This is a genomic window from Candidatus Pantoea persica (genome assembly GCF_013753875.1).
GTDB lineage: Bacteria > Pseudomonadota > Gammaproteobacteria > Enterobacterales > Enterobacteriaceae > Pantoea > Pantoea persica.
Map to the genome: position 1 here is coordinate 288,878 of NZ_SMDS01000019.1, position 18,659 is coordinate 307,536.

Annotated in this window: 12 protein-coding genes and 10 pseudogenes; 10 read left to right on the forward strand and 12 right to left on the reverse strand. The window is 58.3% G+C overall.

Annotation, left to right across the window (positions count from 1 at the left end):
* Positions 1 to 41 precede the first annotated feature (41 nt).
* Together cfa and EIO60_RS12185 are read right to left on the reverse strand one after the other, a co-directional pair.
* Positions 42 to 1,190, reverse strand: coding sequence for a cyclopropane fatty acyl phospholipid synthase (gene cfa / locus EIO60_RS12180; protein WP_258576934.1), 1,149 nt, complete (start codon positions 1,188 to 1,190; stop codon positions 42 to 44).
* Between the two features lie 291 nt (positions 1,191 to 1,481).
* A pseudogene (locus EIO60_RS12185) lies at positions 1,482 to 2,312 on the reverse strand (hypothetical protein).
* Between the two features lie 149 nt (positions 2,313 to 2,461).
* Between EIO60_RS12185 and punR the strand changes: the two are divergent.
* Positions 2,462 to 3,356, forward strand: a pseudogene (gene punR / locus EIO60_RS12190) (DNA-binding transcriptional activator PunR).
* Here the strand turns inward: punR and EIO60_RS12195 are convergent.
* Positions 3,353 to 3,818: pseudogene (locus EIO60_RS12195) on the reverse strand (substrate-binding domain-containing protein); the annotation flags it as partial. The pseudogenes punR and EIO60_RS12195 overlap by 4 nt on opposite strands.
* A gap of 222 nt (positions 3,819 to 4,040) precedes the next feature.
* Between EIO60_RS12195 and cydH the strand changes: the two are divergent.
* Positions 4,041 to 4,130, forward strand: a complete 90-nt coding sequence (gene cydH, locus EIO60_RS12200; protein ID WP_258576935.1) for a cytochrome bd-I oxidase subunit CydH — start codon at positions 4,041 to 4,043, stop codon at positions 4,128 to 4,130.
* Positions 4,131 to 4,221: 91 nt separating this feature from the next.
* Here the strand turns inward: cydH and EIO60_RS12205 are convergent.
* Positions 4,222 to 4,371: pseudogene (locus EIO60_RS12205) on the reverse strand (C40 family peptidase); the annotation flags it as partial.
* 699 nt (positions 4,372 to 5,070) lie between these two features.
* Here EIO60_RS12205 and EIO60_RS12210 point away from each other — a divergent pair.
* The gene (locus EIO60_RS12210) at positions 5,071 to 5,406 is read left to right on the forward strand and encodes a Grx4 family monothiol glutaredoxin (protein ID WP_258576968.1); all 336 of its coding nucleotides are present in this window, start codon (positions 5,071 to 5,073) and stop codon (positions 5,404 to 5,406) included.
* Positions 5,407 to 5,461: 55 nt separating this feature from the next.
* Here the strand turns inward: EIO60_RS12210 and rnt are convergent, their stop codons facing one another.
* The 4 genes and pseudogenes from rnt to EIO60_RS12230 all read right to left on the reverse strand — a co-directional run bounded on the left by rnt (position 5,462) and on the right by EIO60_RS12230 (position 8,829).
* Positions 5,462 to 6,130, reverse strand: coding sequence for a ribonuclease T (rnt, locus tag EIO60_RS12215; protein ID WP_258576936.1), 669 nt, complete (start codon positions 6,128 to 6,130; stop codon positions 5,462 to 5,464).
* Between the two features lie 157 nt (positions 6,131 to 6,287).
* A pseudogene (locus tag EIO60_RS12220) lies at positions 6,288 to 7,727 on the reverse strand (FUSC family protein); the annotation flags it as partial.
* Positions 7,724 to 8,587 (reverse strand): annotated as a pseudogene (locus EIO60_RS12225) (efflux RND transporter periplasmic adaptor subunit). The pseudogenes EIO60_RS12225 and EIO60_RS12220, both read right to left, overlap by 4 nt.
* The gene (locus EIO60_RS12230) at positions 8,584 to 8,829 is read right to left on the reverse strand and encodes a DUF1656 domain-containing protein (RefSeq protein WP_258576937.1); all 246 of its coding nucleotides are present in this window, start codon (positions 8,827 to 8,829) and stop codon (positions 8,584 to 8,586) included. The pseudogene EIO60_RS12225 and the gene EIO60_RS12230 overlap by 4 nt, the downstream one beginning before the upstream one ends.
* A 146-nt stretch (positions 8,830 to 8,975) precedes the next feature.
* On the opposite strand from EIO60_RS12230, the gene slyA reads away from it, so the two are divergent.
* Positions 8,976 to 9,413 (forward strand): transcriptional regulator SlyA, encoded by a 438-nt coding sequence (slyA, locus tag EIO60_RS12235; RefSeq protein ID WP_258576938.1) that lies wholly within the window; start codon positions 8,976 to 8,978, stop codon positions 9,411 to 9,413.
* A gap of 42 nt (positions 9,414 to 9,455) precedes the next feature.
* Here the strand turns inward: slyA and EIO60_RS12240 are convergent, their stop codons facing one another.
* Complete coding sequence (locus EIO60_RS12240; protein ID WP_258576939.1) at positions 9,456 to 9,923, reverse strand: outer membrane lipoprotein; 468 nt, start codon at positions 9,921 to 9,923, stop codon at positions 9,456 to 9,458.
* A gap of 282 nt (positions 9,924 to 10,205) precedes the next feature.
* Between EIO60_RS12240 and EIO60_RS12245 the strand changes: the two are divergent.
* From EIO60_RS12245 to pdxY, 5 genes and pseudogenes are all read left to right on the forward strand, one after another.
* Positions 10,206 to 11,279, forward strand: a pseudogene (locus EIO60_RS12245) (anhydro-N-acetylmuramic acid kinase).
* A 17-nt stretch (positions 11,280 to 11,296) separates the two neighbouring features.
* On the forward strand, positions 11,297 to 11,629 hold the full coding sequence (locus EIO60_RS12250) for an MliC family protein (RefSeq protein ID WP_258576940.1): 333 nt from the start codon (positions 11,297 to 11,299) through the stop codon (positions 11,627 to 11,629).
* A gap of 5 nt (positions 11,630 to 11,634) precedes the next feature.
* The gene (gene pdxH, locus EIO60_RS12255; protein ID WP_258576941.1) at positions 11,635 to 12,291 is read left to right on the forward strand and encodes a pyridoxamine 5'-phosphate oxidase; all 657 of its coding nucleotides are present in this window, start codon (positions 11,635 to 11,637) and stop codon (positions 12,289 to 12,291) included.
* 140 nt (positions 12,292 to 12,431) lie between these two features.
* Positions 12,432 to 13,715, forward strand: coding sequence for a tyrosine--tRNA ligase (gene tyrS / locus EIO60_RS12260; protein ID WP_258576969.1), 1,284 nt, complete (start codon positions 12,432 to 12,434; stop codon positions 13,713 to 13,715).
* A 192-nt stretch (positions 13,716 to 13,907) separates the two neighbouring features.
* Positions 13,908 to 14,472 (forward strand): annotated as a pseudogene (gene pdxY / locus EIO60_RS12265) (pyridoxal kinase).
* 27 nt (positions 14,473 to 14,499) lie between these two features.
* Here the strand turns inward: pdxY and EIO60_RS12270 are convergent.
* Together EIO60_RS12270 and dtpA are read right to left on the reverse strand one after the other, a co-directional pair.
* A pseudogene (locus EIO60_RS12270) lies at positions 14,500 to 14,962 on the reverse strand (glutathione binding-like protein).
* Between the two features lie 143 nt (positions 14,963 to 15,105).
* Positions 15,106 to 16,602 (reverse strand): dipeptide/tripeptide permease DtpA, encoded by a 1,497-nt coding sequence (dtpA, locus tag EIO60_RS12275; protein ID WP_258576942.1) that lies wholly within the window; start codon positions 16,600 to 16,602, stop codon positions 15,106 to 15,108.
* A gap of 679 nt (positions 16,603 to 17,281) precedes the next feature.
* Here dtpA and EIO60_RS12280 point away from each other — a divergent pair.
* Positions 17,282 to 17,934, forward strand: a pseudogene (locus EIO60_RS12280) (glutamine amidotransferase-related protein).
* A gap of 48 nt (positions 17,935 to 17,982) precedes the next feature.
* Here EIO60_RS12280 and nth read toward each other — a convergent pair.
* Entirely contained in the window at positions 17,983 to 18,618 is a 636-nt protein-coding gene (nth, locus tag EIO60_RS12285; protein ID WP_258576943.1) for an endonuclease III, read from the reverse strand.
* Between the last annotated feature and the right edge of the window lie 41 nt (positions 18,619 to 18,659).

The window sequence follows — 18,659 nt, forward strand, 5'->3', positions numbered from 1 at the left end:
AAAAAGGCGCCTGAAGCGCCTTTTTTGTTTGCTTTGCTGGCTTAGCGCGCCATGCGCAGGCCGCCTTCTATGCCACGACTGAATACCACCTGCCACAGCTGAATATCGCGCGCGCGAAATGCTCCGGCGCAGGCGTTGAGGTAGTAACTGAACATGCGCTTAAAGCGTTCGCCGTAGTTCTCGGCCAGCTGCGGCCAGGCGTCGAGAAAGTGCGCATACCAGGCCATCAGCGTGGTGTCGTAGTCGGCGCCGAAATTATGCCAGTCCTCCAGAATGAAGTGCGGCTCGCTGGCGTCTGCGATATGGCGTACCGACGGCAGGCACCCATTAGGGAAAATGTACTTATCAATCCAGGAATCGACGTTCATATCGGTGCGAATGGCACCGATGGTATGCAGCAGGAAAAGGCCGTCCGGCTTGAGGTTGCGATCCACCACGTCGAAGTAGGTCGCATAGTTTTTGGGACCCACATGCTCGAACATGCCCACCGAGACGATGCGATCGAACCGCTGATTCAGGTCGCGGTAATCCTGCAGAAGAATGATGACGTCCAGCCCCTCGCAGCGCTGCTGCGCCAGCTTCTGCTGCTCCGCCGAAATGGTAACGCCGGATACCTTGACGCCATAGTGGCGGGCAGCATAGGCAGCGAGTCCACCCCAGCCGCAGCCGATATCCAGCAGCGTCATGCCCGGTTCCAGCTGCAGCTTGCGGCAGATCATATCGAGCTTGGCTTCCTGCGCCTGGGCCAGCGTCTCCGCCTCTTTCCAGTAGCCGCAGGAGTATTGCATATAGGGGTCAAGCATCAGCGTGAAAAGATCGTTGCCCAAATCGTAGTGCTCTTTGCCGACGATCCAGGCCCGCGTTTTCGACTGCAGATTGGTCAGGCGCGCCGCCGCTATGCGCAGGTTATCTTTGAAATGGTTTGGCAGCTGCTTATCCAGTTGGTGCTTAAGCACGCGGTGGAAAAACATATCCAGCCGTTCGCACTCCCACCAGCCATCCATGTAAGCTTCGCCCAGTCCAAGCGAACCTTCCTGAATGACGCGCTTGAAAAAGTCAGGATGTTTAATCTGAATATCCCACGGACGACTGCCGTTGATGACAATATCCGCCTTTTCCAGCATCTCATGGACAATGCGATACCAGTGGTTTTCTTCAAAGCTCACTTCTTCTATAGACGATGAACTCATAGCTTCTCCATCACCTGTCCGCTTGAACCTGAGAAAAAGAATAGTCAATTTCTCTCGGGTTGTGAGAAAAGTCACGGATTTCTCCGTGCGCCTGATATCCGACGTTTTACAGAGGATTGAATCTGAAAATCTTTGTCTGACACCCGTGCGGGAAGCAGCGTGCAGACACCATCCGGGCGAACAATTACGCCTGAAAATAATCTTATTATATTATTGATTTATTGCAGAAATATTGACATGACTGAGTATGTTCTCAACCAGGTCAATATTCAACGACTTATTGTTAGGCCACTAACCATGAAAGTTGCCTTGGTGATTATTCTGGCAGGGACAATCGGCGAGAAACTTATCCGTTTGTGCGCTGGTGCGGCGCTGCCAGAGATAACCCACCAACGTGAGAAAAATGGTCGCGGCCATAATCAGCGTAGTCATCAACAGCGGCTGCTGTAAACCTGCGGAAACGGCCAGGCTGGCGATTAAAGCAGAGGCCAAGCTGCAGGGTATTTTGCGGCGCAGCCGCTGTGCCGGTGGCGTGCGGAAAGGGCAGAAGCGTGTTGGAGACTACGATGGGATAGATAGCGCCGTTGGCCAGCGCCATGCCGCAAAAGGGCAGCAGCAGGGCGACAAGCTGGTGGCTGCCGGTCAGCGCCACGGCGAACAGCGTCGCCACGCTCAGGCTATAGAGCGCCAGCAGCCAAGGCAGCAGCTGCGCGCCGGTCGCCCGGTTGAGCAGCGCGCGACAGCCGAATACGCCCAGCAGGAAGGCGAGCGTTTGCGGAATATAGCTCAGGCCGATATCGGCAGGCGTGAGGTCCGCGTCGGCGAGAATAAAGGGCGAATCCGTCAGCCAGGCGAAGAAGCTGGCGGCGTAGATCAGCACGTTGCCGCGCAGACGCCGATCGACTGAATAAAGCGTAGTGCCAGCATCAGCGCCACATTCTCTACCCTCAGCATGCCGGCGCAGCCGAGGGCGAACAGCGCTAGGCCGGTCAGCAGCACCTGCCGCTGATAACGCCGGGCGAGGGGGAAAAGCTCACCTGCATCGCGCCGAAGGCGGGTCGCTAAAAAGCCCAGCATACTGAGCAGCGCGAGATAGAGCATAAATCCTTTTGATAACAGCATGGTTTGACTCTTTCTCATCTTTCGTAAGGGCAGGTTGAACGCGGCAAAGTGTAAAAGGGTGCGCCTGCCGCTGTGAAACGCTAATATTTGCCAACTGCTATGAAAAATTTTTCAAGGAAAAAATTATGTAGTCTGAATATGCTCTTGAGGTGGTGGACGCGGTGGCGCGCACCGGCAGCTTCAGCACCGCCGCGCAGGAGGTGCATCGCGTGCCTTCTGCCATCAGCTACACGGTGCGCCAGCTGGAGAGCTGGCTGGCGGTGCTGCTGTTTGAGCGCCAGCATCGCGACGTGAAGCTGGCCGCCGCTGGCGAGCATTGTTATCAAAAAAATGCTCGTCACCCACAGGCAGTGCCAGCAGCTGGCGAACGGCTGGCGCGGCCAGCTCAGCATTGCGGTTGACCGCATCGTCAAACTGCCGCGCAGCCGCCAGCTGGTGACAGACTTCTACCGTCACTTTCCCGATATAGAACTGCACATCAGCCATGAGGTGTTTAACGGCGTCTGGGATGCACTGGCGGACGGCCGCGTGGACGTGGCGATCGGCGTGACGCAGGCGATCCCGGTCGGCGGCCGCTTTGCCTTTCGAGACATGGGCGCGCTCAACTGGCGCTACGTGGTGGCGCGCGGCCATCCGCTGACGCAGCAGCAGCCCCTGATCGTTCAGGGCGACTTCGAGCCGGAGTCAGGCTACCAAGCGATGCAGCAGGACGACGACGCGCTGCGCGGATGGCCCTCTCTGGTGCTAGAGGATAATTCGCGCGCGCTGCCGCGCAGCATGACCTGGACGCTCGATAACCAGCGCCGGCTGGTAGTGCAGGACTGGCAGGCCGGGCTGGCGTGCGTGCAGATGATGCCGGGCCATCTGGCGCGTCCCCTGCTGGACAAGGGCGAGCTGGCGGAGCTAACGCTGCCTGCGTCTTTTCCGGAAAACCCCTGCTGCGTCAGCTGGTCAGAAACGCGCGCATCGCCGGCGCTAAGCTGGCTGCTGGAGTACCTGGGCGATGCGCAACCCCTGAATCAGGAGTGGCTGAGCGAGGCTTAGCGGCGATAGTCGCGGAACGGACTGTCGGCGACCGAGCGGCGCTCGATCAGGGTGGGGTGAACCTCAATCGGTTGCGACACTTCGCGCTTGCTGGTGATGCGATCCAGCAGCATCTCCAGCGCTTTCTCGCCCAGCTGCGCCTTGGGCTGGTGCACGGTGGTGAGTGCCGTGGGTGAAATAGCGCGCGTTGCGCACGTTGCCATAACCGATCACCGAAATATCCTGCGGCACGCGCAGCCCCATTTCGTCCGCGGCGCAGATAGCGCCCATCGCCATGATATCGTCGCCGCAAAACACTGTGGTCGGGCGCTGTTTCTGCTGCAGGATCTGCTGCATCGCTTGGTAGCCTGACTCCGGCTCGAAGTCGCCCTGAACGATCCTCTCCGGGCGCAGCGCGATGCCCGCCTCTTCCAGCGCCTTCAGGAAGCCAGCGTGATGACCGCCGCCGGTGTTGCGCTCCAGCTGGCTATCAGTAACCCGCTGATAAGCATAATGTTAAACGTTTGCGTCCGCACAGGGAGAATGCTGTTAATTTGCTGCAGTTTTTGTCGGTAATTTACTCACTGGGTAGGAAAAAACAAAGGCTGTGACGTGCAAACGGATCCGACGTTACGCCAGTTGCGCAACAAAGCAGGGGATTCTAGCAAGGCTTGCGGCATAAAATCATGTGGATAAGGAAAGAAGATGAGTACTGAACTGAAACTGGCGCTGATGACCACCGGTGCTGCATTGCTGATGATTGCGACTTTTAGCTTCACCGCCATTCTGCACTGATGCGCAGATGAAAAAAACCGGGCAAGCCCGGTTTTTTTGCTCAGCGTATGGTTTTCGGCGTCATCATGCGACGCGCGCCAATATAGTGGCGCTACCAGTAATCTTCCGACAGTGCGCTGATCTGAATATCTTTGCCGGTGCGCGGCGACTGAATAAATTTGCCGTTGCCGAGATAGACCCCAACGTGATCGGCGGTGCCGCGGCCGTTGATGCGGAAAAAGACCAGGTCGCCTTTCTCCAGCGACTAGCGCTTCCATCAGCGCCGCCTGTTTTGCGCTGATGGCCATAGCGTGTGCGCGTGGCCTTAGCGGATTTTTTCTTTTTGCCGGCAGGACGGGAAAAGGAGGCGATTTCGACTTTCGCCTGTTTTTTCAACTTCAGCTTTTGCACCGCTGAGAGGTAAGTTTTTGGGGCGCTGGTTTTGACCGGGCGACGCTTGCGCCGCTCATCTTCGCGCGCGCTCTTTTTCTCCGCCTTGTGCAAACTGGCGTTGACCGGCGCTTGCGGCGACGCCACCGCCGCAACGTTCAGGAAGAGCTGCGCAAAAGCCAACATGAAAAGCGTAATCAGTAAACGCATAGTCCGTTTACAGCGTCAGCGGTTACGACAACAGGCCGTAACGAGGTTAGAAAAATCTGATCTAGGATCAGCGCCAAGGCCATTTTAAGCCAGTTTTTTTTCAAAAGTTAACCAATTTTTCTATTAAACTATTACAGGGTTGCAACTGGCTCGAAAGTGAGCGATATCAGCAGTTTATAGCAGCAAAATTATTACCAGTTATGAACAGCTGACAAATTGATTATCGTCAGGAAAAGCCAATCCTTTACCAGAAACTTAACAAACATGGCGATTTCGCCTAACGCGCGAGAAAATGCTGTTTTCAGTGTTGGGGCGAAGTCGCTACAATAAATAAACACGAAGTAGGGAATTAAGGAAGGCAATTATGAGTACTGTAGAAAAAATTCAGCGCCAGATCGCAGAAAACCCGATCCTGCTATACATGAAAGGCTCGCCCAAGCTGCCGAGCTGCGGTTTCTCTGCGCAGGCGGTGCAGGCGCTCTCTGCCTGCGGTGAGCGTTTTGCTTACGTGGATATTCTGCAGAACCCCGATATTCGCGCCGAGCTGCCGAAATACGCAAACTGGCCGACCTTCCCGCAGCTGTGGGTCGACGGCGAACTGGTCGGCGGTTGCGATATTATCGTCGAGATGTTCCAGCGCGGCGAACTGCAGTCGCTGATCAAAGAGACCGCGGAAAAGCACAACGAAGCTGAATAAGTGCTAAAAGACACATTAATGAAAAAGGCCGACGCAAGTCGGACCTTTTTTATTGTCAAGGGGATGCAGCCTCGTCGTCCGCATCCCCGACCGGCAATGGCCAGCCGCCGAGCCGCTTCCAGCGGTTAACCAGTTCGCAAAACAGCGTCGCCGTCTGTTTAGTATCGTACAGTGCGGAGTGTGCCTGTGTGCTGTCAAAGTCCATGCCCGCCGCCTTACAGGCTTTCGCCAGTACCGTCTGTCCTAGCACCAGACCGCTCAGCGCCGCGGTATCGAAGGTGGCAAAGGGATGAAAGGGATTGCGCTTCAGGGTGGCGCGGTCTGCCGCCGCCATCATAAAGTTCAGGTCGAAGGTGGCGTTATGCGCCACCATAATGGCGCGATTGCAACTGTGATCCTTGATGCCCTTGCGCACCATTTTGAAAATGGAATGCAGTGCCTCATACTCTCTGACCGCGCCGCGCCGCGGATTGTTGGGATCGATGCCGGTAAAAGCCAGCGCTTCCGGATGGAGCAGCGCTCCCTCAAACGGCTCCACATGAAAATGCAGCGTCTGGTCGTGATGTAGTAGCCAGCCATCCTCGTCCATCTTCAGCATGGTGGCGGCAATCTCTAGCAGCGCATCGGTCTGCGCGTTGAAGCCTACGGTTTCGATATCGATCACCACAGGATAAAAGCCTCGGAAACGTTGATTTAGCGCGTTCAGGGAGTTCGTTTCAGACATCAGCATCTCATAGCAGGAATTAAGCAGCGCGCATTATGGCAAAAAAAGGTGAGGGTGCAGCAGGAGGGAGGGCTTCAGCCTGCCGTCCGCAGCAGACTGAAGCGGGAAACTTAGTTGCCCAGGCTGTGACCGGCGGTGCTTGTTTTAAATCAGTTCGATCTTGTTGCTGCGCCAGCGAGGCGGGCCGGTAGTCGCGCAGCTGCCAGACAATATGCGAACAGTTCAGCGGCACTACGCCCCAGCGCAGCAGCTGAAAAGCGAGCCACGCCAGCATGACGTCGCAGATTTTGGCGAGGTTGTCGTTGAGAAAATCGGCGTAGTCCCAGCAGGGCGGATTGGTCACCGAAATAAAGGATCCCATAAAGACGATAAACTGCCCCCCACAGCGCAGCGCGCGGCTTCTGCTGCAGCTCGAACAGCTGCAGCGTGGTCAGCAGCGGAAAGAGAAACAGCAAGAACTGCCACAGCTGTGAGATCTGCACCATCAGGCCGAACTTCATCACAAAGCTGAACAGCGACAGCCACAACAGGGTTTTCAGCAGCAGCGATACGCTACCGCTGGGCGAGGGCGCCGAGGAGTTGAGCACGCAGGCGATGGCAGTGAGGGGCAGCGCCGCCGCGCCGGACGACCACTGGGTGGCGATCCAGAAGGCGCAGCCGGTGACGATCACGGCGAAGGTGCGCAGCGCGCTCCAGCCCGCCTCGGCGCTTTCGATCAGCCGGATCCAGCGACTGACGTTGAGGTAGATCCAGCAAAAGTCGCGCAGACTCTGGCAAAAGGCGCGCTGGCGGTAGTCGTCGTCTGCGGCGGGCGTCACGCTGCACGCGCCAGCTCCTGCATCAGCGCCTCCAGCGCGTCGGGCCAGTTCAACAGCATGCGCCGCAGACTGGAGAGCACGCGCTGGTCAGGCGCAGCTGCTGGAGCTGTAGTGGCTCCAGAACGCCTGGATACGCAGCAGGTTCATGGTCAGGATCTGGCTAATAACCGTCTCATGCGCGCTGCGACCCCCTTCGCCGTCGGTCGGCTGCAGCAGCAGCTGCGCATGATCCAGCAGGCGGCCACGCATCTCCTGCAGCGAGCGGATCAGCGTGTCGCCGTCCGAGGTGCTCGGCAGCACCATCATCATCAGCCCGGCGCAGAGAATGCCGACGATCACTTCGCAGACGCGCGCTTGGGTTAAGGTCTAGAGGTCGGTGACGTCGCTGAGGTTGACGCTGCTGAAGACGATAATGGCGACGGTGTAGCCCGCCAGCGAAAAGGCGTAGGCGACGTTGTTCTGATAGTGGTTGGAGATACCGGTGCAGCACTCCAGCCAGCCGGCAATGAAAAAGGTGAACAGCTACGGCTCGTTCAGGGTGTGCCCGGCAATCAGCAGCGCCGCGCCGTCGCCCAGCAGGCTGCCCAAGATGCGCCCGAGGCTCTTGCTGATGGCGCCGCCGATGTCATCGCCCAGTAGTAGGGTTCGTCAAGGTCGAGACCACAGGCGATGCTCAGCGCCAGACACATGGCGATGGCGTTGCGCAAGGCGTAGCGCCACTGGCCGGCGTCCGCCTTCACCCACGGCAGGTTATCCCAGGCGAGCCAGCGCAGATTCATGGCGGGATGCTGATGGTGCAGGTGCTGCCCGCTGCCAGCGGGACGCCGTCCTGCACGGCGCTCGGCGCTCAGCCGATGCGCACCGGCACGCGCTGCGCCAGACGCACCCAGGGCATGTTCGGCTTGATGTCCGGCACTAGACTGCTGTCGTTGTCGATGCTCTGGTCATAAATCGCCCGCCTGATGCTGTCCACCTCGCCCTGCAGGCGTGCGCCGTTGCTGTAAAGCACGATCTGCGTAGGCCCGCCGGGCTGGATACGGCGCAGCCTGGTCTCTTCGAAGTAGCCGAGTACATACCAGGAGTGACTGTCCACCAGGGCGAAAAGCGGGGTGCCCGCGGTGGCGTAATCGCCGGGCCGCAGCGTCAGGTTGCTGATCCAACCGTCGACGGGGGCGACCAGCGTCGTCTGTTGCAGGTTCCTGCGCGCCCGATCACGTGCCGCTTCGGTCGCTCTGGCGCTGGCCGTCGCCGAGACGGCGTTGAGGTTCGCGGCATCGCGATCTTCGGCGGAGATCACATTGCGTGGTAGGCTCGCGCGCCGCTTGGCTTCATGCTGCGCCTTCGCCAGATCCGCCTGCGCTTTGGCCAGCTGCTCCTCGGCGTCGTCCAACGCGATCTGCTAGGGCACGGTATCCAGCGTTACCAGCGTCTGGCCTTTATGCACAAACTGATTGTCTTTCACCGCCACGCCGAGAATGCAGGCGGAAACCTACGAGGTAATCTCCACCAGCTCGGCGCGCACCTTGCCGTCGCGCGTCCAGGGCGACTGCATGTAGTAGTTCCACATCCACCAGCCCGCCAGCAGCGCGGCGGTGAACACCACCAGCGTCGAAAAGTATTTCAGTGGATTGAATTTCATTGCGAATACCCGTAGCTCAGCAGCAACAGTGCGGCACTGACGCACAGCACAAACATAGAGAGAGCGAGCAGCGTGGGGTGCCAGACGTCGCCAGAGTAGGTCCAGCCGCGCAGCAGCGGGTGAACAATCAGCCAGAAGAAGAAGCCGAGCAGCACCGCCTTGAACAGCGGCGGACAGAAGATAAACGCGCCGAACACCAGATCGGTCAGCGGGCGAGTCGCTAGAAAAGCGGAAAGAGCCACGTGGTATTCTCCTGATAGTCCAAAGCATGGGTCTCAAAAAGCGTAGACGACGCACTGCGGCTTCGCCTGGGGTTTATAATTTGTCCTGTAAACTTGCAGAGTAAAATCTGGCTTGATAGCTAGCAAGCTAATTATAAGGAGATTAAATGGATACACCCCTTGGAACGGATTTGTCTCGCCTGGTGCGCATCTGGCGCGCGTTGATCGATCAGCGACTGAGGCCGCTTGAACTGACACAGACGCACTGGGTTACGCTGCATAAAATTCATCAACTCCCGCCGGAACAGTCGCAAATCCAGCTGGCGAAGGAGATAGGCATCGAGCAGTTTTCGCTGGTGCGCACCCTGGATCAGCTGAAGGAGAAAGGGCTGATTACCCGCGCCACCTGCGCCAACGACCGCCGCGCCAAGCGCATCAAGCTGACCCAGCAGGCGGAGCTCATTATCCAACAGGTGGAAAACGTTATCGACGCCACGCGCGACGACATTCTGGCTGGCATCAGCCGCGAGGAGATCAATCAGATGGTGACGCTGATTGCCCGCCTGGGAAAAAACATTCTTGAGTTGCAGCATCGGGAAAAATAAAAAAACCGACGCGCGAGCATCGGTTTTTTTGGGCCTGCGCGTTTAGCGCGGCGAAACGGTGATCTGGCTGCCGTTTGAAGCCAGCGCCACGCGCTGACCGATCGAGTAACGGCTTGCCGTCTGCTTCTGCACCACCATAATGGTGTTGCCGTCATCCTTGCGAATCTCCAGCTCTACGCCGTCGGTTTTGTTGACCGCGCCCTGCACGCCCTGGCCCGCCAGGCCGCCGGCAATGGCGCCGCCCGCCGTCGCCAGGCTACGTCCCGATCCGCCACCGATAGTGTTGCCGAGGAAGCTGCCCAGCACCGCGCCGCCGATGGCGCCGATCATATTGTTATCATCGCCGCCCTGGATTTTTACCGGACGTACCGACACCAGCGTGCCGTATGACACGCTCTGGACCTGTTTGGCCTCGCTGGCGCTATAGGTATCACCTGACAGAGAGCTAGTATTAGAGCATCCGGCCAGCGTAATGCCAGCTAGTGCGACCGCTACGAAACGCTTGATCATCTGTAACTCCTTTCTTTAAAAATGCGCCATGTCTTTCGCGAAATCCTGCAAACAGTATAAGACACACAGCAAGTTAATCTTAGTCCTAGTAAAGCAGGGTAAAACGAAGCATAGACTATTGGCGATCAACAAAAATTCGATCAGGCGAAAAAAAAAGTCGCGCGACGTTATTTGTTGCACAAAGTCCTGCAAAAAAGCGAGGTAAACGTCGAATCGAGCCGGAGAATTTGCCAGACTGAACGCAGTCTGAATCGCACTTCCGCCAGGGAGTAAGGAGAAAGCATGAAATCAGGACGTTATATCGGCGTGATGTCAGGCACCAGCCTGGATGGGATAGACGTGGTGCTAGCCGCCATCGATGAAAATATAGTCGCCTGGCAGGCCAGCTACTGCCACCCGATGCCGGGCGCGCTGCGCCAGCAAATCTTGGCGATATGTCAGGGGCAGACGCTGACGCTCTCCGAGCTGGGCCAGCTGTTTGCCGAGGCGGTTAATACCCTGCTGCGGTGCGAAGCGCTGAAGCCGGCCGATGTCGTCGCCATAGGCTGCCACGAACAGACCGTCTGGCATGAGCCGCAGAGAGACGCGCTGCATACGCTGCAGCTCGGCGACAACAACCAGATCGTCGCGGCGACCGGCATTACGGTCATAGGTGATTTTCTCCGCCGCGATATGGCGCTGGGGGGACAAGGGGCACCGCTGGTGCCCGCCTTTCATCAGGCGCTGCTGATGGATGTAGTGGAGCGCCGCATGGTGCTCAATATCGGCGGCATCGCCAACCTCTCGCTGCTGCTGCCGGGCCAGCCGGTGCGCGGCTATGACACCGGACCGGGCAATATGCTGATGGACGCCTGAACCTGGCGCCATCAGGGGAGATCCTACGATCAAGAGGGGCAGTGGGCGCCCGCGCTGCTGGATCGCATGCTGAGCGATCCCTGGTTTGCGCTACCGCTGCCGAAAAGCACCGGACGCGAGCATTTCAATCTTGGCTGGGTCGAGTGCCAGCTGCAGCCGTTCCCGGGTCTGGCGCCGCAGGACGTGCAAGCGACGCTGGCTGAGCTAAGCGACGTCACTATCGCCCGTCAGGTGCAGCTAAACGACGGCTGCGATCGGCAGCTGGTGTGCGGCGGCGCGCACAATACGCTGCTGATGGCGCGGCTCGGCAGCGCTGCTGCTCGGCACCGAAGTTACCACTACGGACGCGGCGGGCATTCGCGGCGACGATATGGAGCGCTGGCGTTCGCCTGGCTGGCCTGCCGTACGCTTTCCGGGCTGCCGGGCAATCTGCCCGCCGTCACCGGCGCGCGGGAAAAGAGCGTGCTTGGCGCCATCTATCCGGCCAATCCGCACTATTGAGAACAAGGAGAATCATGATGAAACAGGGTTTAACGCTGGCCGCCTCGCTGCTGCTGACGGGCTGTGGCCTGCTGCACAAGCAGCCTGAGCCGCCGCAGACGCTGCACTACTGCTGCGGCACGCTGCCGCTGACCGTCACGCTCGACAACGCCAGCGAGCAGGTGAGCTTTATTATGGATGGCCAGCCGTTGACGCTGAAGCGGGCGGTGTCCGCCTCGGGCGCGCGCTACAGCGACGGAAAATATGTACTCTGGAGCAAAGGCGACACCGCCTTTATCGAACGTGACGACAAAATCGTCGTGAATGATTGTGAACTGCAGCCTGCCAGCCAGTCTGCGCATGATGAGTAATCCGCATGAGCACGAATTTCACGCTGCAAGATATCGCCAGCCTGCGCCGCGAATATACGCGCGGTGGGCTGCGTCGCAAAGACCTGCCGGAGCAGCCGCTGGCGCTGTTTGAAACCTGGCTGAGGCAGGCGTGCGACGCGCAGCTACCTGATCCCACCGCGATGACCGTGGCGACGGTGGACGACCAGGGGCAGCCTTACCAGCGCATCGTGCTGCTCAAGCACTACGACGATAACAGCTTGGTGTTCTACACCAATCTGGGCAGCCGCAAGGCGCAGCAGCTGGCGGCCAATCCGCGAATCTCGCTGCACTTTCCTTGGCACTTTCTTGAGCGTCAGGTGATGGTGTTGGGCGAGGTGGAAAAACTCTCGCCGCTGGAGGTGCTGACATATTTTCACAGCCGCCCGCGCGACAGCCAGATCGGCGCCTGGGTATCGCGCCAGTCGAGCCGCATTTCGGCGCGAGGCGTGTTGGAGGGCAAGTTCCTCGAGCTGAAGCAGAAGTTCCAGCAGGGCGAGGTGCCGCTGCCCAGCTTCTGGGGCGGCTACCGGGTGAAATTTCACACCATGGAGTTCTGGCAGGGAGGTGAACACCGTCTGCACGACCGCTTCCTCTACCAGCGCGACGGCAACGGCTGGAAAATCGATCGCTTAGCCCCCTGAAACTGCGTTTTTCTTTCCTCTCAGCGCTGGCACAGAAGTCGCCAGCGCTTTATGCTATGCTATAGCCCTCTTTATTATTCCGCACTCAGTGGAGAGCTGTGTACCAGCACAGGTGCAGTCTGATCAATTTGGAGTCAGTGATGACCAGCAGTAACCTGATACAACAATTGCAGGAACGGGGCTTAATCGCCCAGGTAACGGATGAGCAAGCGTTAGCGGAGCGACTGGCGCAAGGACCGATCGCCCTCTATTGCGGCTTCGATCCGACCGCTGACAGCTTGCATTTGGGCCATCTGGTGCCGCTGCTCTGCCTGAAACGCTTTCAGGATGCCGGACACAAGCCGGTCGCTCTGGTGGGTGGTGCCACCGGTCTGATTGGCGATCCCAGCTTTAAAGCAGCAGAACGTAAACTCAACACCAGCGAAACCGTCGGCGAATGGGTCGAGAAGATCCGCGGCCAGGTCGCGCCGTTCCTCGACTTCGACTGCGGCGACAACAGCGCAATCGCTGCTAACAACTACGACTGGTTCGGCGGCATGAACGTGCTGACCTTCTTGCGCGACATCGGCAAACACTTCTCTGTTAATCAGATGATCAACAAAGAAGCGGTGAAGCAGCGCCTGAACCGCGACGACCAAGGCATCTCCTTTACCGAGTTCTCCTATAACCTGCTGCAGGGCTACGACTTCGCCGAGCTGAACCACCGTTACGGCGTGGCGCTGCAGATTGGCGGCTCCGATCAGTGGGGCAACATCACCTCCGGTATCGACCTGACGCGTCGCCTCTACCAGAACCAGGTCTTCGGCCTGACGGTGCCGCTGATCACCAAGTCGGACGGCACCAAGTTCGGCAAAACCGAAGGCGGCGCGGTATGGCTGGATGCGAAGAAAACCAGCCCGTACAAGTTCTACCAGTTCTGGATCAACATCGCAGACGCCGACGTTTACCGCTTCCTGAAGTTCTTCACCTTCCTGAGCCTTGAGGAGATCAACGCGCTGGAAGAAGAGGATAAAAACAGCGGCAAAGCGCCGCGCGCGCAGTACGTGCTCGCCGAGCAGGTGACGCGTCTGGTGCACGGCGAGGCGGGCCTTGCGGCGGCGAAGCGCATTACGGAGAGCCTTTTCTCCGGCGCGCAGAGCGAGATGACCGAAGCGGACTTCGAGCAGCTGGCGCAGGACGGCACGCCAACCATTCAGCTGGGCGCGGAAGACGATCTGCAGCAGGCGCTGGTCAAGGCGGAACTGGTTCCGTCGCGCGGCCAGGCACGCACCATGATCGGCTCTAACGCCGTCACCCTCAACGGTAAGAAGCAGTCGGATGTGGAATACCGCTTCAGCGAGAACGATAAGCTGTTTGGCCGCTACACGCTGCTGCGCCGCGGCAAAAAACACTACTGCCTGATCGTCTGGCAGGAAGCACTTTAGGGCCGGTTTCCAGCCCTTTTTTATGACAGGCAATGGTTAAGGCAGTACAGGAAATAATGAAAAACATCCTCGCAACACGCTGCTGCGCCGCGGCAAAAAACACTACTGCCTGATCGTCTGGCAGGAAGCACTTTAGGGCCGGTTTCCAGCCCTTTTTTATGACAGGCAATGGTTAAGGCAGTACAGGAAATAATGAAAAACATCCTCGCAATCCAGTCGCACGCCGTCTTCGGCCACGCCGCCGCCGAATTTCCGATGCGCCGCATGGGGGCCAACGTCTGGCCGCTCAATACCGTGCAGTTCTCCAATCACACCCAGTATGGTTAATGGACGGGCACCGTGATGCCCGCTACGCATCTGACCGATATCGTTGAGGGCATTCAGGATATCGACCGGCTGAAAACCTGCGACGCGGTGCTGAGCGGCTATCTCGGCTCCGCCGAGCAGGAAGCCGCTAACCAGGACGCCTGGTTCTTTTGCGATCCGGTGATGGGCCATCCGGAAAAAAAGGGGGGGGAGCATCGTGGCGCCCAGCGTCGCGGAATATCACTGCAAATACGCCATGCCCGCCAGCGACATCATCGCCCCGAACTTGCTGCACGGCAAGGATATGCAGCGCGCTCTGTAGCACGTCACCGCCGCGGTCTATGAGGTGATGCTGAATACGCACACCATGGGCGAGTTTGAGCTGCAGCTGGTGGCGGCGCAGAACGCCATCGCCCAGTCGACGCAGCACTTTGCCGCCGAGCGACTGTAATCATGCAGGGGCCAGTTGGCCCCTGCGTTACGTCAGGCCTTCCGCCGTCAGCGCGTCCAGCTCCAGCCCAGTCGCGCTCGCCCAGCGCACCATCACATAGAGATAGGCGTCCACCACGCTGAAGCGCAGCCCCATCAGCCACTGCTTTGTCCCGCAGCGCGTCATCGACAAAGCGGAACTGTTGCGTCAGCCTGGCGCGTAGCAGCGGTTTGTAATCGTCCGGGGGGGCGGGTTTGAAGAGCGGCGTAAAGGTTTTGTGCAGCTCGCTGCTGATAAAACTGAGACACTCAAGCGTATGGTAGCGGGTGAGGTTGCCGACCAGCTCCAGCGTCGGTACCTGACTCTTGGGGTTAATCTGCCAGTAATCTTCGCGACATTCGGTCACCTTCTGCGCTAGGTCGACGTTAACCTGGGTGAAGTCGAACCCGCACTCCCGCAGTACGATATGCGGAGAGAGCGAGCAGGCGCCCGCCTTGCAGTAGAGTTTCATCATGGGCCTCCAGTTTGCGACAAGATCAATGCAGCTTAATGCCTTCCCGGCTTTTTGCCAGTGACGCCGCCAGCGTCTCGCGCCAGGCCGAAAAAAGACAAAAAAAACCGGGCGCGTGGCCCGGCTTGACAGCGGAGAGGCGATTAGGCTTCCGCTTTATTCATATCCGCCTGCGGATCCTGCGCCATGCGGTTAAGCCGCGGGGCGGTGATCAGCATCAGCACAGCGATCACCGCGGTGGCGATGCCGATCTGCTGGAAGACGCTGCTGTAGACGTTGAGCGAGACGAGCGGATCGGTTACGTTCTCCGGCACTGCCATCAGGCCCGCCACTTTGCCCGCAATCATCGCGGCGCCGGCGGTGGTAAGGAACCAGGAGCCCATTATAAAGCCCATCAGACGCTGCGGCACCAGCTGCGCCACCATCGCCAGACCCAGGCCGGAGATCATCAGCTCGCCTACGCTCTGCAGCGTATAGCTGAGGATCAGCCAGTTCACGGAGACGATACCGGCATCCGATGCGAACTTCGCACCGAAAGGCAGCACCAGGAAGGCGGCGGAGCAGAGCACCATACCGATGGCGAACTTAAACGGCATCGGCAGCTTGTCGCCCAGCTTGTTATAGACCGCTGCCAGCAGCGGGCTGGCCAGCATTATCCAGAACGGGTTCAGCGCCTGGAACTGCTCCGGCTCAAAGGCGATGCCTAGAATGCTGTGCTCCACGTTGCGGATGGCAAAGAAATTCAGCGAGGTCGGCATCTGCATATAGAGCACGAAAAAGACAATCGCTTCGACCATCAGCAGAAAGGCGACGATCATTTTGCGGCGCGCGGCGCCCTGCAGCGCGAAAGCCTCTTTGGCGAAGATCAGGATAATGCCCAGCGCCACCACGCCCAGCGTAATGCGCGCAATCGTCTGGTGATTCAGCAGCCAGGTAGCAATGGCAATCAGCACCACGACGCCGACCAAGGTCATCAGCAGCTTGCCGACTTGAAGTGGGGCGAAGTCGGGCTTAGAGCCGTAGTTCTTCACCAGCCCTTTGCAGAACAGGAAGTTCAGCAGGGTGATTACCAGACCCACCACGGAGAGCGAAAAGGCGACGTTCCAGCCATACTTTGCCGCCAGCCACGGGGTCAGCATCATCGAGAACAGCGAGCCGACGTTGATGGACATATAGAACATGGTGAAGGCGCCATCGAGACGCGGATCGTCCTTCTCATAGCAGGTCGACAGCAGCGATGAGGGGTTAGCCTTGAACAGGCCGCTGCCTACCGCGATGGTGGCCATGCCGATATAAACGGTCGTGACGTTGTGGCCGGAAAACGCCACCAGCGCGTAGCCCAGCGCCAGCACCAGTACGCCCAGCACGATAACGCGCTTGGTGCCCAGCACCTTATCACCCAGCCAGCCGCCAATCGCCACCAGGCCGTAAACCAGCGCGCTGAAAGAGGAGAAGATGGTGATGGATTCCGCTTCTGACATGCCCAGCTGTTTGACCAGATAGACCGCCATAATGGCCTGCAGGCCGTAAAAGCCAAAGCGTTCCCACAGTTCGATGGAGAAAATCAGATAAAACGCTTTGGGTTGTTTGAACGCATTGAGGCTGATCGCCTCATCAGTATGTTTGTTTGCAGTTGACACGTGTACCTCAGTTTTTCTCATACCCTGTTTTACAACAGGAAATAAGTCGGCGTCATGGCCAGATATCCCATGCGCGACATTGTTATAAGCAGGGAAAAGCGGCGCCTAATGTGGCTGATTACGCGCAGCAGGGCAAGAATTTTTTGAACGCTGCAAAGCCTGGGTGACACAAGGTTTAATCATGGAACCGGCGCAGGTAATCGGATGTTAATTTCAATAATATGAATTATAGAGAGACAAACGTTTGTTTTTCATATGTGGCAGGTGAAATAACCAGATAAGCTGCCTGGCACCCGGTGAGTAGTAATTCACTTCGCAGGAAAGTTGTTATCCAGTGATTTGTCCTAAATTTTCCTGCTTTTTCGAGTATTTAGATTGATTTATCACCATAAGTGTCAGCATGCAGTCCCGCGCTGCGCATAAAGTTGATCTTACGCACAAAATTGCCAATTAATTCAATAGGTAAAAGAAGAAACCGATTGCGACGCCCGATAAGGCGAAAAAAATGGCGATTAATGGCTCGAAACGGCAACAAATCAGAAGGAGACGCTCTGCGGTTAATGCGTCGGCGAATTACGTTTTCTCTCTGGTAACAGGCGGTCCAGAATGAAAATTTTCCCTTCTTGGCAGTAACTTAACGATCCTGTAACCTCACCATTTCCCCTTACAGGATGTAATGATGTCAACTTTTCTCACTCTCGCGCTGGTCGGCGATTATCGCCCAGAGGCAGTGGCGCATCAGGCTATTCCGATGGCAATTGAACGCGCGGCGCAGGCGCTGAATATTGCCGTAACCTTTCGCTGGCTGGCCACCGACCGGCCCGATCGGTCTGAGATCGTCCAAAGCAGCGACGCCGTCTGGGTGTGCCGGGCAGCCCGTACGTCTGCGACAGCGCTTATGAGACGCTGTGCTGGGCGCGTGAAAACCATCAGCCATTGCTCGGCTCCTGCGGCGGCTTTCAGTATGCGGTAATTGAGTATGCGCGCAATGTGTGGGGCTGGCAGGATGCCAACCATACGGAAACCGATAGCGAAGGACGTGTATGGTGATCGCGTCGCTGAGCTGCTCGCTGGTGGAGCAGCGCGGCGAGGCAAACTTTGCCCCCGGCCGCGCATCGCTGAAGCGTACGGGGCGCAGAGCAGCGATGAGGGCTACCACTGTAACTTCGGCGTCAACCCCGCCTTTAGCGAGGCGCTGGAGGGCAAAAACCTGCGCATCATCTCATGGGATGCGGCGTGGAGCTGATCGGTCATCCGTTCTTTATAGCCACTCTGTTCCAGTCGGAGAGGCCCGCACTGCAGCAGAAAGCATCGCCGCTGTTGAACGCCTAGCTGCAGGCGGCGCTGGCGCAGTAAAAGAAAAGGGCGACGCGGCGCCCGTTAAATCTCGGTTTTGTCGGGATACTCGCACAGATCCTCGATCAGGCAGGCTCCACAGCGCGGCTTGCGCGCCACGCAGGTGTAGCGGCCGTGCAGGATTAGCCAGTGGTGGCAGTCCACTTTGAACGCCGCCGGCACCACCTTGAGCAGCTTCGCCTCTACCTCTTCCACGTTTTTTCCCGGCGCGAAGCGGGTGCGATTGCTGACGCGGAAAATATGGGTATCGACGGCGATGGTCGGCCAGCCGAAGGCAGTGTTCAGCACTACGTTGGCGGTTTTACGGCCCACGCCCGGCAGCGCCTCCAGCGCGGCGCGATCCTCTGGCACCTCGCCGCCGTGCTGCTGCAGCAGAATGCGGCAAGTTTTGATCACGTTCTCGGCTTTGCTGTTGAACAGGCCGATGGTTTTGATGTTCTCTTTTACCCCATCCACGCCCAGCGCCAGCATCGCGGCAGGCGTATTCGCCACCGGATAGAGCTTCGCGGTGGCCTTGTTGACGCTGACGTCGGTGGCCTGCGCCGACAGCTGCACGGCGATCAGCAGCTCGAACGGCGAGCTGAAGTTAAGCTCCGTTGTGGGGTGCGGGTTGTTGTCGCGCAGACGCGACAGGATTTCGATGCGCCTTGTCTGATTCACATGGCTTTCCCGGCGTGCGCGAGCAGCTCAGCGTCCGCCGC